The following is a 14,818-nucleotide window of genomic DNA, read 5'->3' as shown; positions in this document are numbered from 1 at the left end:
AGGCTCTCATGAAAATCTCCACCTCATTCATGTTTGATCGCGCCACTGAGCGCATGAGCACCACCCAAAACAAACTGACCACCACCCAAGCCCAGATGACCACGGGCAAAAAAATTCTGTCTCCGAGTGCGGCTCCCGACCAGGCCACCGCGATCCTGCGTCTCAAGGGCGAAGTGGAGCGGCAAAATGGCCACATTCGCACGCTCGACGTGGCCATACGACGTTTCGCTGCTGAAGAAACGGCCTTGTCGGCCTCCAATGACCTCTTGATTCGACTCAAAGAGCTCGGCTTGCAAGCGGCCAACGCGACATTGGCACCCGATGACCGAAAAGTCATGGCCGTCGAAATGAAAGCCCTGCGTGACCAACTCCTGAGCCTGGGCAATAGCCAAGATGACAGCGGCAACTATTTGTTTGCGGGCACACGGGTCAAGACCCCCGCTTTTGCCGAAAACGGCTCTGGCCAAGTGCTCTACCAAGGTGATCAAACCGGGATACGCATCCCAGTGGACGTGGAGCGTTCGGTTCAATTGACCCGTGCGGGCACCGATGTGTACAACCGCGTCGTCCGGGACGACGGGTCACCTGTTGATTTTTTTGACGCGCTGGACGACATGATCCACGCCACAGAGCACAGCCAAAGCCATGGCATTCAGCGCGGCATTGCCGACCTGACCCAAATGCACAACACCTTGACGCTGTCACAAGCGCAAAACGGCTCGGACCAGCAGGTGCTGATTGCCCAAAAAGACGTGCTTGAAGAGACGCAACTTCGCATCAAATCCACCCTGTCAGACATAGAAGACCTGGACTACAGGGAGGCCATCACCCGCATGAACCTGGAAATCATGGGACTCGAAGCGGCCATGGGCAGCTTTGCCAAAATCTCCGGCCTGTCACTTTTTGATTACATCCGGGGCTGATTCTGCGCACAGCCTTCAGTGTTGACGCTTCGCGCCGATACTTTCGACAAGCGACTTTTTTGAACCCTCAACACAACACAATTCAGCACCATGGCCACCAGCAGCATTGTCAACACCCTCGGCGCCGGCTCCGGCATCGACGTGAAGAGTCTCGCCCAAAGTCTGGTGGATGCCGAAAAAACGCCCAAAAAAGAGCGCATCGAAACCAAAATCACCCAGTCAGAAGCGCGCATCAGCGGCTACAGCGCCATCAAATACGCCCTTTCTACGCTGAAAACCGCTTTTGGCAAACTCAACGATGCCAACGATTTCAGCTCCATCCAACCCAGCAACACGCAACCTGCGGCATTTGGCGTCAGCGCCGGCCCATCAGCCGAAGCGGGAAGCTACAGCATCGAGGTGCTGCAAACAGCGCTGGCCCAACGCACGGCCAGCAGCAACTTTGCTGACCGGGCTACCAGCCTCAATGGTGGAGCTGCCTTCACGCTGAAGTTGAGCATTGGCGGCGTGAGCAAAGGATCCATCGACGTCACCACGGCCACGCCGACTGGCCTGGTCAGCGCGATCAACGGTGCCAAGTTGGGCGTGACGGCACAACTCATCAACACTGGCAGTGCTTACAACGTCGTCGTGACGGGCGAAACCGGGGAGGCTCAAAACTTCAGCCTGACCAGCGACGACGGCACCGGCTCGGCTGTGGCCGAAGTGGGCTTTACCAACGCCTTGCAAACCGCCGCCAACGCCCGATTCAAAGTCAACGGCCTGGAAGTCAGTCGTAGCAGCAACACCATTAACGACGTGATCGATGGCGTCACCCTGGACCTGTACGCCAACAGTACAGGCGCAGCACGACTCGATCTGAACCGAAACACAGCAAGCATCAAGGACAACATCCAGGCCCTGGTGACCGCTTACAACGACTTTGAAGAAACCCTGAGAATTCTGGGCGACAGCACCAGCGAAGTGGAAGAATTTGGCGGTGCCCTGAGCGGCGACAGTCTGCTGCAAAGTGTGCGCAGCCAGGTGCGCGGCATGATCACCAACAACTCGTCCACCCCTGGCACCACCATCAAGGCCGCGCGTGATGTGGGGCTGAGCATCGACCGATTTGGCAAACTCACCCTGAATGAAGACAAGCTCGATACGGCCCTGCAAAACAACTTCAGCGAAGTATCCACCATGTTCAGCGCCGGCACCAACAACCAAAGCATCTACAGCACTGCACCTGCAGGTTTGGCAGGCGGTGCCATCAACAGCATTGAAAAAATGCTGCTATCGACTGGCTTGATTGACACCAAAAGCAAAAGTGCGACCACCCAAATTGCCAAATACAAAGAAGATCTGATCCTGCTCGACGAGCGTATGGAAAAGCTGATGACCCGCTACATGAATCAGTTCAGCGTGATGGAAAGCATTGTGGGCAACAGCAACAGCATGCGCGAAAGCCTCAAAGGAACCTTTGAAAGCATGATGAAAGCCTACAGCAACTGATCTCGTCAACACCTGCCAAGTGTTGTGCGTCATTGCCAGGGAACATCTCAAACATCCACCGCATAACCAAAGCATGGGCCCCTAGGCGGTCAAGCTGCTGTGGATGTTTGGCAACGATAGCCGGTGAACTCGCCCCGAATGGACGCCATGCATGGCGAGCCGTCGGTTCCGAAAAAACCATCAAAGCCAAACCCAACGGCAAATTCTTGCCGCTTTTTGCCAAAAGGTGCTCAAGCCTCAGGCTCAGCGTCCGAATCATGTTGACACCCCCTCCAAATTGCTGAGCCGCATGAGTGGCACACCACTGGCCAGGACTGTCAGCGGGGGCCAGACCAAGGACCATGCCATGAGCAACGACATCCAAACCCGCGCCTCCACAGCCCCTGTCATGGGTGCTGCCATGCCCGCTGCAGGTTCAGCAGACGTACAGCTTCGACCACAAGCCCCGGCACAAGCCAAACCAGCGGAGGAAAACAAACCCGACCCGCAGGAGGCCCGACGCATCCTGCAAGAGGCCACCGAACACCTGAACAAACAAATGCAGCGCAACAGCCGCGCCCTGAGTTTCAGTGTGGACGACATAGCCAGGAAGGTGGTCATAACGGTAAAAAACCTCGAAGGCGAAGTGGTACGCCAGATCCCCAGCGAAGTGGCCTTGCGCGTGGCGCACAACCTGGATGACATAAAAGGACTGCTGCAAGACGGCAAATCCTGATTAAAAAAACTGCACAAGTGCTAAAGCTTCTTCTACAGCTTCCGAATCATCAAGTAACAGAGATTCAAACCAGATTTTCTGTAAAACCAGGCAGGTCCTACTCCCTTCGGGTTCCTGCCAACCTTTTGAAATAAACCTCGTCAAGGAGTAAGACCATGTCAGTTATCAACACCAACGTGAAATCCCTTGTGGCACAAAACGCCATGACCATCAACAACCGTTCCATGAACAAGGCGATGGAGCAACTCTCCACCGGCAGCCGGATCAATAGCGCTGCTGACGATGCGACCGGCTTGGGAATTGCAAACAAGATGACCGCACAAATCCGCGGCTTGAACCAAGCGGTTCGCAATGCAAACGACGGCATCTCGATGATTCAGACAGCGGAAGGAGCCACCAAAGAAATCACCAACATGCTGCAGCGCATGCGTGAACTGGCAGTGCAGTCTGCCAACGGCACTTACAACGACGCAGACGATCGCGCATCCCTCGATGCTGAATTCACGGAGCTTGTCTCTCAGATTTCAGACATTGCTGCAAACACAAAATGGAACAACACTGCCGTGATCGACAGCTCAGTCTCCAGCACCGATTTCCAGGTTGGCGCAAACTCCTCGGAAACCATGACCTGGACAATGTCCAAACTTGACACAACCACTTTGGGTGTGGCCAGTTCAAAAGTGGATGATGTCACCAGTGCAACAGCAGCCCTCACAGCCCTTGATTCAGCCATTGGTCTGGTTGATACCGCACGTTCCACCATGGGGGCCATGGTCAACCGTCTGACATACGCAGCCGATAACCTGGCCAACATCTCCCAAAACACTTCGGCATCACGCAGCCGCATACAGGATACAGATTACGCCACGGCCACCACAGAACTGGCTCGGACCCAGATCATCGCTCAGGCAGCAACGGCCATGCTCGCACAGGCCAACCAGCAGCCACAAATGGTCCTGAAACTTTTGGGTTGATCAGCTTGACATAAACAAAACAAACAAAAAGCCCTGATGGGCTTTTTGTTCTGATCAAGCCGTGAGTTTCAAGCATCGGCTGCCTCATCTCTGCTCAGCCGGTTCGCGAGAGCAGATCGATCAAATCAGGAGTTCAACCATGGGCAATGTTGTCAACACCAACGTGAACGCCATTGCAGCCCATCAGGCTTTGTCCAATGCGCAAAAAACGCTGGACAAATCCATGGTTCAAATCAACACAGGACAAAAAGTCCATTGTGCTGCGGACGATGCCTCTGGTCTGGCCATCAGCAACAAAATGACAACGCAAATTCGAAGTCTCAATATGGCAATTCGAAATGCAAATGATGGCATTGCAATGCTTCAGACTGCGGATGCAGCAAGCAGCCAGATCACAATGATGCTGATGCGGATGCGCGAAATGGCTGTTCTTTCGGCCAATGGGACAAACGACACACCTGAACGCGATGGTCTCCAGCTCGAATTCAGAGCTTTACAAACGCAACTGGGTGACACCATCCGCAACACCAGCTGGAACGGCATGAAGTTACTCGATGGCGATGCGGGATCGGGTGGAACGGTTACTTTTCAGGTCAACTCCAACAGCGCTGATTCAATCAGCCTGCCTTTGGCCACACTCAACAGCGGGGATATCACGACCGTGCTCGCCAGCGGCTCCACACGCATTGATACCGCGTCGGCTGCTCAAGGCAGTCTGGCCACCATTGATGAGGCCATCCGTCAAATTGACGGCGAGAGAAGCAAATGGGGGGCCATGATGAATCGCTTGAGCCACGCAGCCGAAAACGCCAGCAACGTTGCCCTGCACAACAGTGCCTCACGAAGTCGCATTTTGGATACGGACTACGCACAAGCAACGGCTGAAATGGCCAGGTCCATGATCCTCGACCAAGCCGGTATGGCCATGCTGTCGCAGGCAAACCAGCAACCCATGTACGTGCTGGCCCTGCTGCGATGATTGTGCCGACCTGCTGGCCAACGCCGTGCCAGTTCAGGCCGCCGACAATGCGTTGCTGATCATCAGGCGTCATCCATGATGCAAGCAGCACTGGCTTTTTAACCAAAACCTTTCATTCGGCGCTGTCTAGCAGTGCCAGCCACGCGCTCAGTCCCGCCCATGTCCGGCGGGCCGTTGCCGATCCAGCTGATCCAACCCATCACCCCTTTGACCAGATGGGTCTGCACAGCCTCTGCGCTCCAAATCCGAATGGAACCCGGCAAATTTTTGCCGCCCAAACGACAGCAGATTGCCAGGCCCCGTGAAAAAAACAATTTTTGGCCTTGACAGCGTAAAAAAGTCCACAAACAGCCAAGGAAGAACTGGCACGCGGTTTGCTTGAAAAGGGCAAGTTCGGTTTCGCTACAACGCAAGCGAGCAATTGCCCCCCTTATTCAGGAGACCTGTACATGACCCCCCTCTACCAAGCCATGCTGTCGCAGGCCGTTACTGGCCAGCTGCTGAATGTGCGCGATGTGTCGCATTTTTCTGCCGCCGAGATCCGCCAGACCATGGCTGACCTGGTGGCCACCGACCGTATGGATCTGGCCAACGCCTTGGCCGCGGCCGGTCAAAGCCTCTATCCAGAGAGCGAAGACATTTTGGCCATGAGTGCTTTGCTGGCCGAAATTCAGCAACATTGGAGCAGTGCCGAAGAGTTGCTGCACAAATTGGTGCAAGCCCAGGGCGATACGGTCACCCCTTTGACTTGGCGCCACCTGATTCGCGTGCTTCGCTGCCAGTGTGAACCCGGCAAAGCCATGCAAGCAGCTCGGCAAGCCTTGGCCCAATACCCACAAGACGAATTGCTGCAAGAAGAACTGGAGTCCTTGCAGGCGCTGGTTTCCGACCCCATGCCCTTGGAGGCACCAGAACAGTTGCATTGATGCGTCTGCGCTGACACCAGATTTTTTCAATTCCCTCATTTAAAGCCAAGGACTCACGGTCATGAACGTCATCAACACCAACATCAAGTCACTCGTTTCGCAAAACGCGATGGTCAAGAACAACCGCGATTTAGCCAATGCGATGCAGGAATTGTCCACGGGCAAGCGCATCAATTCAGCCAAGGACGATGCCGCGGGTCTGGCGATTACATCGCGCATGACTTCGCAAATCACCGGTTTGAACCAGGCCATCCGCAACGGCAATGATTCGGTATCGATGCTGCAAACCACCGAAGGGGCCATGATCGAGATGACCAACATGCTGCAGCGCATGCGTGAATTGGCCATCCAGTCGTCCAACGACACCTACACAGCCATTGACCGGGGTTATCTGGATCTGGAGTTTCAGCAACTCAAAGCTGAAGTCAACCGCATTACCAAAGACACCGAATGGAACGGCATGCCTGTTCTGAATGGCACCGTTCAAAACGATGAAGGCACATTCGGAAAATTCGAATTTCAGGTGGGTGCCAATCAGGGACAGATCATCATGCACACCATAGCCAATATGGGGTTTCGCGATGATGCGAAAACCAGCTTTGCTACAACAACAGCCAACGCCTCAGGTGTTCATCAAGTTTCCACACTGACTCTGAGTGGCACTTACAAAGCCGGGGACACCATCTCTTTTAGTGTTGGCGGCGAAGATAAAACCTATAGCGTGCTGGAAGAAGATCTCACCAGCTCATCAAACGATACGAATTTGGCGAGCATTGCAGCCAAGCTTCTAACGACTGCAGAGACCCCAATGGGCTTGGCCGATCAAGCCGATGTGACTGCTTCCGGCAGTGTTTTGACCTTTACTGCAGCAACTGCCGGCACGGAATTTTCCACAAGCACCGCCACTGACCTCGTGGATACAGGCGTTCTCAAAAATACGCGCGCCTTGACGATTTTGAACAACACCGACTCCAACGCCTCCATCTCCGAACTCGATGTCGCCATCAACCGCATCAACACCGAGCGCGCTGGCATCGGCGCGGTCGTCAACCGATTGACCTACGCGATGGACAACCTGACGAACGTGTCGCAAAACACGTCCGAATCACGCAGCCGCATCATGGATGCCGACTACGCCAAGGCCTCCAGCGAGCTGGCCCGCACACAAATCATCTCGCAAGCGGCCACAGCCATGCTGGCCCAGGCCAACCAGCAACCTCAAACGGTGATGAAGCTGCTGCAAGGTTAAACCGCTTCATCGCGTTGCCTACGCGCCTGCACATTCGATCGGATTTGCAACGTCTGCCATCCACCGGTTTGCAGCTTCACCATCGCAGATGCACACGACACCCCCGACAGCAGCCCACGAGCGCGGCCCCAATTGTTGGCAGTGCCGATTCTTGGCCATTACCCATCTGCCCTCAACACCCTATGCCTGCAAAGCCATGGGTTTTCAGTCACGTCTTTTACCTTCGGTGGAAGTGCTGCGTGTCGACGGTCGGTTTTGCCAGCTCTTTCAGGCCAAAGGCCCGCCCCTGGCCCGTGGAATCCCCCGCTGTCAATCTTCCGTCAATTAAATTGTCAAAATTGATATAAAGAATAAAATATTAAAGTTTTCAAAAAAATTATTTTTCTTATTTTAAACTGATTTTTCTGGCACAAGGGTTGCTTGGTGTGTTCCATCTGAACATGAGATCAACGCCGTGAAGTCACAACCCATGACCACCCCTCTGGCCCTTTGGCTGGACCCCGAAGCAACCCTGAGCCCCGAGCACAGCCATGCCTTGCAGGTCAGTGGTTGGGCTGTGCTGCCTGAGACCACTTTGGACAACTTGCTGAACCACGCGCCCGATGCGGCCATAGTGGTGCTGCACCTGACTTTGGACATATCGCGACTGAGGGCTGTGCAACAGATTTTGCAAGACGCGGGGCTGAGCACGCCTGTGGTGTGCCGCGTTGACCGCCATGAACTGGATCTGGCCGTTGAGGCCACCCAAGCGGGTGCGTTGACCGTGCTGGCTGCTCAAGACGTTCGCACCGCCTCTTGGCAACGTCTGCAAAATCAAATCAACCCGACAGCCCCTCGCACGATGCCTCACCTTGTTCGGAACGTGGTTTTCGTGGACCCAGCCAGCCAGCACCTGCTGGCTCTGGCCCAAAAGGTGGCTCAAGCCGATGTGACCGCTTTGCTGGTGGGCCCCACCGGTTCGGGCAAAGAAGTTCTGGCCCGCGTGCTGCACGGAACTTCTGGCCGCGCCCAGGGCCCGTTTGTTGCACTCAACTGTGCTGCCATGCCGGAGAACCTGATCGAAGACATGCTGTTTGGTCATGAAAAAGGGGCCTTCACCGGGGCTCACCGCGAACAAAAAGGCTTGTTCGAGCAAGCCCAGGGCGGCACCTTGTTTCTGGACGAGATTGGCGAGATGCCCATGCACCTGCAAAGCAAACTGCTGCGCGTGTTGCAAGAGCGACAACTCACACGCCTGGGTGGCCAAAGTGTGATCCAGCTGAATGTGCGCATCGTGGCGGCCACCAACAAGGACCTGAAAAAAGCCATCACCGATCGCGAGTTTCGCGAAGACCTGTACTACCGCATCGCCACTTTCCGCATGAGATTATTGCCCTTGGCCGAGCGTCCCGGCGACATCATCCCCTTGGCCATGCAGTGCCTGTTGCACCAAGACAAAAGGCCTTGGCAACTGCACCCCCAAGCCCAAAAGCAACTGCTTCAATACCCCTGGCCTGGCAATGTACGCGAGCTGGAAAACGTGATGCGTCGCGCCATGGTGCTGTGCACGGACCATGTGGTTACGCCCGCACACCTGATGTTTGACGACTGGTTGACCCCCAGCGCTGTGCCGCTGGTCGCCTCTTGGGGAGCAGCACTCGCTGACGAGCTGGACGCCGCCGCGTCGCTTGCGCACCGGCAGCAGTTGATGGCAGCTGCCAAGGACAACATGGACCTGCAAGAACAAGACAACACCGAAAAAACCGGCAACTTGCCCACTGACCTGCTCAGTGCGGCACGCATGAACGAGCACCAGGTCATCATGGCCACATTGGCCAGCACACCCAGCAAAACCGAAGCGGCCAAACGCCTGGGCATCAGCCCGCGCACCTTGCGCTACAAGATAGCCCAGTTGCGTGAACATGGCCTAGGCATGGCCAGCGCAGCTTACTGACGGAGGTACGCATGATCGAAAAAACCATCTCTCCAGCCAGCATTCAGTCGATGCTGCAAACCCTGCGCAGCCACCAAGCTCAAGTAGCGGGCAAAACAGCAGACATGCTCAACGGGTCCGAAGCGATCGCTGACGCAGGCAGTACCCAGAAAACAGGTTTTTCCGATCTGGTCTCTGGGGCGCTTGGACAGGTCAACAAGCTGCAACTTGAATCATCGGCGATGCGAACCGCCTTTGATCGTGGCGAAAACATAGCGCTAACCGACGTGGTGCTGGGTATGCAGAAATCTTCGCTGGCTTTTGAGGCGACCTTGCAAGTACGCAACAAAGTGCTCAAGGCCTACGAAGAAATTTTGAACATGCCGGTCTGACCGACACAACTGAACCAGAAGAATCCACATGGCCACAGCCACTGCACCTATGAACTCCGGCTTGATGACGACGCCTCAAGCATCCAGCAACACCCCGGCCAACTTGCCCGCCAATGGCTCGGCCAGCATGGTCATGGCCAACGCCCCGGGGGCCAATGGCAACGTCAAAAACGCAGGGAGCATGCCCAGCCCCTGGCGTACAGAAGGCATGACTGACAACTTCAAAAATGTGATCAATCAACCTGCCGTGCGCCGGGTTCTGCCGCTCATCGTCATGCTGGCAGTGATGGTCATTTTTGGTCTGTTCTATGCCTGGATGCAAGCGAGCCCCTACCGGCCCGTAATGCCAGGCTTGCAAGAAGCCGATCAGCAAAAGGCTTTTGAATCGCTCAAGGCTGCGGACTTCAGCCCCAAAATCGATCCGGTCACAGGACAACTGACGGTGCCCAGCCAGCGTTTTCATGAAGCCCGGATTTTCCTGGCCTCACAAGGTTTACCCAAAGCCGGGGCTACGGGTCTTGACGGCCTGAAGGAACAGTCGTCCATGACGACCAGCCAATTCATGGAGCAAGTCAGGGTCAATGCTGCCATGGAGCAGGAGCTGGCACGCAGCATCATGCAAATTGGCAGCGTACAAAGTGCCCGCGTGCACCTGGCCACCCCCAAGCAAAGCGTTTTTGTACGAGACCGAACGCCGCCCAAGGCCTCTGTGGTGTTAGCGCCCTATCCTGGGCGCGCAGTGTCGGCCTCTCAAGTGCAGGCCATCGTGCACTTGGTCTCCTCCAGCGTGCCCTATCTGGCACCGGACCATGTCACCGTGGTGGACAACGTGGGCAAACTCATGACCGAGTCGGCCACAGAGCAAAAGCTAGGTTTGACATCGGCCCAAGAACAGCACAAGCAGCAACTCGAAGAGGTTTACCGCAACCGAATCCTGCAAATTCTGGCCCCCATGGTGGGCGAGGCCAACGTGCGCTCGCAGGTAAACCTGTCGCTGGACTTCACCCAGATTGAAAGCACAACCGAGGACTTTGACAACCGTGACAAAGGGCCTCGCACCCGCTCCGAAGTGCTGACCGAAGACCGTGCTGTCAACCGGGGAGCTGAAGGCATTCCAGGGACCTTGACCAATACACCCCCTGCAGAGCCGAACACAACCAAGGAAACCCAGGAGGATGGCAACAAAACTCAGGGGGAATCGGGCAGCACACTCAGCAGTCGTTCGACCCGCAACTTTGAACTCGACCGTACCGTGCGCCACGTGCGTAACGCCTCTGGCGGCATCATGAAAGTCAGTGTGGCGGTGGTCGTGAACGAGCGCCCTGTACCGCCCCCCGCCAAAGATGCCACCGCGGTGCCCAACGCCCCAACTACACAAGCCTACACGCCTCAAGAGCTGGAGCAAATGCTGCAAGTGGTGCGCGGGGTGGTGGGCTACGACCAGCAGCGCGGCGACAACGTCTCGGTGGTACCCGCCAAATTCGAGCCAGTCTCGCCGCTGGAGACCATCCCCTGGTACCTTGAAGATGCAGTGCAAACCGGCATCAAAGGCGGCTTGCTGGCCATCAGTTTCATCGCATTCATGTTGATCGTGGTGCGCCCGATCATGCGCCAAATGCTTACCACCAACACCACCTACAACGACCGGGTCAAGGCTGCTCTGAGCGATGGCGAATTGAGCGAAGCCGACATGCGCATGATCCAGATTGGGGAGGGCGAGAGTCTGGAAGAAATCAAGGCCAAGCTCAAACCCAAGAAGTCCAGCATCTCCATGGACATGCTGGACACCGCCAACACCTACGACGACAAAGTAGCGCTCATCCGCATGTTGGTGGCCGAAGACTCGGGCCGTGTGGCCAACGTGCTCAAGGGCATGATCAAGTCCAGCTAACGCTCATCAGGAAAAAAACATCATGGCCACCCAAAAAGCCGAAGCCAAGGACGCCAAAGCCGACAAAGTCGACAAGCCCAAAGCGGGTAAAGACACGCCCCCCGCATTGCCTGGCGTTGGCGGCATCAGCATGACCGAAGAGTTGGCAGAATTGACCAGCACACAGCGTGCTGCGGTATTGATGTTGCTTTTGGGCGAACAACAAGCCTCCGAAATCATCCGTTTCTTGCACCCCAAGGAAGTTCAGTCACTGGGCGCCGCCATGGTCTCTGTTTCCGATTTGTCGCAAGAAACAGTGAACATTGTTCTGGACGAATTTGTGACCATGCTGAAAAAGCAGACCAGCCTGGGTCTGGGCACAAGTGACTATGTCGAAAAAGTGCTCAAACGCGCTCTGGGCGAAGACAAAGCTGCTTCAGTACTCAGTCGCATCATGCCGAGCCAGGGCAGCAAGGGCCTTGAAATTCTCAAATGGATGGATGCCCGATCGATTGCTGAGATGATCCGCGGGGAACACCCACAGGTGGTGGCCATCATCCTGTCGGTCCTCGAATACAACGTGGCTGCAGACGTGTTGAACTTCTTGCCGGAAGAATCACGCCCGGAAATCATCCAGCGCATTGCCAGCCTGGAAACGGTACAACCTTCGGCCATGGAAGAGCTGGAGCAGATCATGATGAAACAGTTCGCCACAAGCTCCTCATCAAAATCGTCCAGCTTCGGTGGCATCAAGGCGGCAGCCCAAATCATGAATTCGGTCAAGGTTGAGCTCGAATCCTCGATCATGTCAGGACTGTCACAGATCGACGGTGATCTGATGCAAAAGATTCAGGACAACATGTTCACCTTCGAGAACCTGGTGGGCGTGGACAACCGGGGAATCCAGGCCATCATGCGCTCGGCCGAGCCCGACCTTTTGATGGTGGCACTCAAAGGTGCGCCTGACTTCGTCAAGGACAAATTTCTCGACAACATGTCGGCCCGCGCCCGCGTCATGTTTGTGGACGACATGGAAAGCAAAGGCCCGTTGCGTATTACCGAAGTGGAAGAGGCGCAAAAGAACGTCATTCGCCTGGCACGCAAGCTGTCCGATGCGGGCGAGTTGGTTTTGGCAGGAGGCGGCGATGGCTTTGTCTGATATGAACGAAAAGCCAGCCCCCTGGATCCCCGACCCCTTGCTCAACAGCAAGGCCCGGGCACCCCGCTTCTTGCGAACCCAGTGGGATGAGGCCTGTGCCCGCTCATTTGGCCCTTGGCGAATCGCCGATAAAGCCGATCCTGCAGATGGTTTAATGACCGAAAGAACGGACGTTGAGACCTTGGAGGCAGAGACCAACGGCTCAAACAGGACGACGCCATCCGAAGCACCGATCACAGCGCCCGATTCAGAGCTGCCTTGGACAGCATCGACACTCGGGCAATTGCGCGACGAATCCTATCAGCGCGGTTTGCACGATGGTCAAACCCAGGTTCACACACAATTTGAAGCCGAACGGCAAAAAGAGCGCGAACTGATGCGCCATCTGGGCATCGAATTGCGCAGCATCAGTCAGGATCCCCAACGTTTTTTTGAGCCACTCAAACGTTTGTCCCTGCATCTGGCTGAACAATTGGTTCGTGCCGAACTGCAGCTTTCAGGGCAAGCCGTGCACCAGCTGATTCAGGAATGCATCCAGCAGCTTGACCACGCAGTTGAGCCCGTGACCGTGAGCGTCAACCCCGAAGATTTACAGCGCCTGAAGGCTATGGGCGATTCGATCAGCCAACACATGCAGCTCCAAGCCGATGCCCAGCTGCGCCCGGGTAGCGTGCGGGTGCGTGTGCAAGACAGCTTGGTGCAAGACTTGATTGAACACCGCCTAGAGCCTTTGGCCCGTCGCCTGCTGGCTCAGCCAGAGGCCTGGATGCAACAGTCCTGCCTGGTCACCGACAGGGCCGAAGCACTGCCCGCCGATACCCCAGTCCGTGACTGGCAACGCCAGGTGATCGATGTCGAAGACACCGCGATCAAGCCCGAATCAACTCCGGATGTCGAGAATCCATGATGAATTTTGATGCGGAAGTCAACCTGTTGATCAGTGCGCTGCACACGCCTGAACCCCGTCGTAGCGGGACCCTGGTTCGCTCGGTAGGCATGCGCCTGGAAACCCGTGGTCTGATGGCACCTCTGGGAGCCTGCTGCGAAGTGGTGGGGCAATTCGGGCTGCGGGTCGAAGCCGAAGTTGTTGGCTTTCACGACGAGAGCCTGTACCTCATGCCGTTTACCGAGCCCAATGGCATCGGCCCTGGCGCGCAGGTGACCGTCATCAACCATTCCTCAAACGTCAGACTCGGCTCCGAATTGCTGGGCCGAATCATCGACGGCCGGGGGCAACCGCTGGATGGCAAACCCGCTGCCGATTGCCCTGACGTACTCAGCCTGCTGGGCCGCCCGCTCAACCCCATGGAGCGTGGCCCCATCCACCAGATCCTTGACGTGGGAGTGAAGGCCATCAACGGCGTGCTGACCATCGGGCGTGGCCAGCGTCTGGGCCTGGTGGCTGGTTCGGGCGTAGGCAAAAGCGTATTGCTGGGCATGATGACCCGCTTCACCGAAGCCGATGTGGTGGTGATCGGCCTGATCGGGGAGCGGGGTCGCGAAGTTCAGGCCTTTATCGAAGAAACACTTGGCCCTGAAGGCCTTGCCAAGTCGGTGCTGGTGGCGGCCCCCGCCAACGTGTCGCCGGTGCTGCGCCTCAAAGCCACCCACATGACCCATGTGATCGCCGAATACTTTCGCGACCAGGGCAAGAACGTTTTGATGCTGGTTGACAGCCTGACTCGGGTGGCCCATGCACAAAGGGAAATTGGCTTGGCCATCGGTGAGCCGCCAACCGCCAAAGGTTACCCGCCTTCGGTCTTCGCCCTGTTGCCCAATTTGATCGAACGTGCCGGTGTCGGTCGACATGGTTTTGGCTCGATCACCGCCATCTACACCGTGCTGGCCGAAGGTGACGATGCGAACGATCCCATTGTGGACATTGCCCGCGCCTCGCTCGACGGGCAAGTCATGCTGTCGCGCAAACTGGCTGATGCAGCCCACTACCCGGCCATTGACCTGAACGGCTCAATATCCCGGGTGATGCAGAACCTGCTCAACCCGGATGAGCTCAAGTCATCAAATCGATTCCGTCGTTTGTGGTCCTTGTACCAGCAAAACCAGGACCTGATTCAGGTGGGCGCCTACGAAGCCGGCAGCAACCCCGAACTCGATCAAGCGATCCGTTTGCGACAAGGCATGGAAAAATTCCTGCAACAAGACATGCACACCAACATGGATGTGCCGTCTACCCGCCACGAACTCCAGTCCTTGATGGCCGCCTAACC

Annotated in this window: 13 protein-coding genes; all 13 read left to right on the top strand. The window is 56.3% G+C overall.

Going from position 1 to position 14,818, the window contains the following annotated elements; all coding sequences use genetic code 11:
* Positions 1–8: 8 nt before the first annotated feature.
* The 13 genes from flgL to HEQ17_RS04175 all read left to right on the top strand — a co-directional run bounded on the left by flgL (position 9) and on the right by HEQ17_RS04175 (position 14,816).
* The gene (gene flgL, locus HEQ17_RS04235; protein WP_296291438.1) at positions 9–923 is read left to right on the top strand and encodes a flagellar hook-associated protein FlgL; all 915 of its coding nucleotides are present in this window, start codon (positions 9–11) and stop codon (positions 921–923) included.
* Positions 924–1,013: 90 nt separating this feature from the next.
* The gene (fliD, locus tag HEQ17_RS04230; protein ID WP_296291436.1) at positions 1,014–2,414 is read left to right on the top strand and encodes a flagellar filament capping protein FliD; all 1,401 of its coding nucleotides are present in this window, start codon (positions 1,014–1,016) and stop codon (positions 2,412–2,414) included.
* Positions 2,415–2,760: 346 nt separating this feature from the next.
* Positions 2,761–3,129 carry a flagellar protein FlaG gene (locus tag HEQ17_RS04225; protein ID WP_296291434.1) on the top strand — a complete coding sequence of 123 codons (369 nt, stop codon included), beginning with the start codon at positions 2,761–2,763 and terminating at the stop codon, positions 3,127–3,129.
* A gap of 155 nt (positions 3,130–3,284) precedes the next feature.
* Entirely contained in the window at positions 3,285–4,103 is an 819-nt protein-coding gene (locus HEQ17_RS04220; protein ID WP_296291432.1) for a flagellin, read from the top strand.
* Positions 4,104–4,242: 139 nt separating this feature from the next.
* A complete protein-coding gene (locus HEQ17_RS04215; protein ID WP_296291430.1) occupies positions 4,243–5,082 on the top strand; it encodes a flagellin in 840 nt (279 codons plus the stop codon).
* A 449-nt stretch (positions 5,083–5,531) separates the two neighbouring features.
* On the top strand, positions 5,532–6,008 hold the full coding sequence (locus HEQ17_RS04210; RefSeq protein ID WP_296291428.1) for a hypothetical protein: 477 nt from the start codon (positions 5,532–5,534) through the stop codon (positions 6,006–6,008).
* Between the two features lie 61 nt (positions 6,009–6,069).
* Positions 6,070–7,257, top strand: a complete 1,188-nt coding sequence (locus tag HEQ17_RS04205; RefSeq protein ID WP_296291426.1) for a flagellin — start codon at positions 6,070–6,072, stop codon at positions 7,255–7,257.
* 469 nt (positions 7,258–7,726) lie between these two features.
* Positions 7,727–9,190: a sigma-54 dependent transcriptional regulator gene (locus HEQ17_RS04200; protein ID WP_296291424.1), complete on the top strand. Its 1,464-nt coding sequence runs from the start codon at positions 7,727–7,729 to the stop codon at positions 9,188–9,190.
* A gap of 11 nt (positions 9,191–9,201) precedes the next feature.
* Positions 9,202–9,561: a flagellar hook-basal body complex protein FliE gene (gene fliE, locus HEQ17_RS04195; protein ID WP_296291423.1), complete on the top strand. Its 360-nt coding sequence runs from the start codon at positions 9,202–9,204 to the stop codon at positions 9,559–9,561.
* Positions 9,562–9,589: 28 nt separating this feature from the next.
* The gene (gene fliF / locus HEQ17_RS04190) at positions 9,590–11,452 is read left to right on the top strand and encodes a flagellar basal-body MS-ring/collar protein FliF (RefSeq protein WP_296291422.1); all 1,863 of its coding nucleotides are present in this window, start codon (positions 9,590–9,592) and stop codon (positions 11,450–11,452) included.
* A gap of 22 nt (positions 11,453–11,474) precedes the next feature.
* Positions 11,475–12,590, top strand: coding sequence for a flagellar motor switch protein FliG (gene fliG / locus HEQ17_RS04185; RefSeq protein WP_296291421.1), 1,116 nt, complete (start codon positions 11,475–11,477; stop codon positions 12,588–12,590).
* Positions 12,577–13,497 (top strand): FliH/SctL family protein, encoded by a 921-nt coding sequence (locus tag HEQ17_RS04180; protein WP_296291420.1) that lies wholly within the window; start codon positions 12,577–12,579, stop codon positions 13,495–13,497. Before fliG ends, HEQ17_RS04180 begins: the two co-directional genes overlap by 14 nt.
* Positions 13,494–14,816, top strand: coding sequence for a FliI/YscN family ATPase (locus HEQ17_RS04175; protein WP_296291419.1), 1,323 nt, complete (start codon positions 13,494–13,496; stop codon positions 14,814–14,816). Before HEQ17_RS04180 ends, HEQ17_RS04175 begins: the two co-directional genes overlap by 4 nt.
* Positions 14,817–14,818 lie beyond the last annotated feature (2 nt).

This window comes from Limnohabitans sp. (genome assembly GCF_023910625.1).
Lineage (GTDB): Bacteria > Pseudomonadota > Gammaproteobacteria > Burkholderiales > Burkholderiaceae_C > Limnohabitans_A.
Note: the sequence above shows the minus strand (reverse complement) of the source record. Positions and strands in the feature narration are given on the sequence as shown.

Bases quoted from the DNA above. Each gene is read 5' to 3' on its own strand.
- flgL (WP_296291438.1), top strand. From the start codon at position 9: ATGAAAATCTCCACCTCATTCATGTTTGATCGCGCCACTGAGCGCATG.
- fliD (WP_296291436.1), top strand. From the start codon at position 1,014: ATGGCCACCAGCAGCATTGTCAACACCCTCGGCGCCGGCTCCGGCATC.
- HEQ17_RS04225 (WP_296291434.1), top strand. From the start codon at position 2,761: ATGAGCAACGACATCCAAACCCGCGCCTCCACAGCCCCTGTCATGGGT.
- HEQ17_RS04220 (WP_296291432.1), top strand. From the start codon at position 3,285: ATGTCAGTTATCAACACCAACGTGAAATCCCTTGTGGCACAAAACGCC.
- HEQ17_RS04215 (WP_296291430.1), top strand. From the start codon at position 4,243: ATGGGCAATGTTGTCAACACCAACGTGAACGCCATTGCAGCCCATCAG.
- HEQ17_RS04210 (WP_296291428.1), top strand. From the start codon at position 5,532: ATGACCCCCCTCTACCAAGCCATGCTGTCGCAGGCCGTTACTGGCCAG.
- HEQ17_RS04205 (WP_296291426.1), top strand. From the start codon at position 6,070: ATGAACGTCATCAACACCAACATCAAGTCACTCGTTTCGCAAAACGCG.
- HEQ17_RS04200 (WP_296291424.1), top strand. From the start codon at position 7,727: ATGACCACCCCTCTGGCCCTTTGGCTGGACCCCGAAGCAACCCTGAGC.
- fliE (WP_296291423.1), top strand. From the start codon at position 9,202: ATGATCGAAAAAACCATCTCTCCAGCCAGCATTCAGTCGATGCTGCAA.
- fliF (WP_296291422.1), top strand. From the start codon at position 9,590: ATGGCCACAGCCACTGCACCTATGAACTCCGGCTTGATGACGACGCCT.
- fliG (WP_296291421.1), top strand. From the start codon at position 11,475: ATGGCCACCCAAAAAGCCGAAGCCAAGGACGCCAAAGCCGACAAAGTC.
- HEQ17_RS04180 (WP_296291420.1), top strand. From the start codon at position 12,577: ATGGCTTTGTCTGATATGAACGAAAAGCCAGCCCCCTGGATCCCCGAC.
- HEQ17_RS04175 (WP_296291419.1), top strand. From the start codon at position 13,494: ATGATGAATTTTGATGCGGAAGTCAACCTGTTGATCAGTGCGCTGCAC.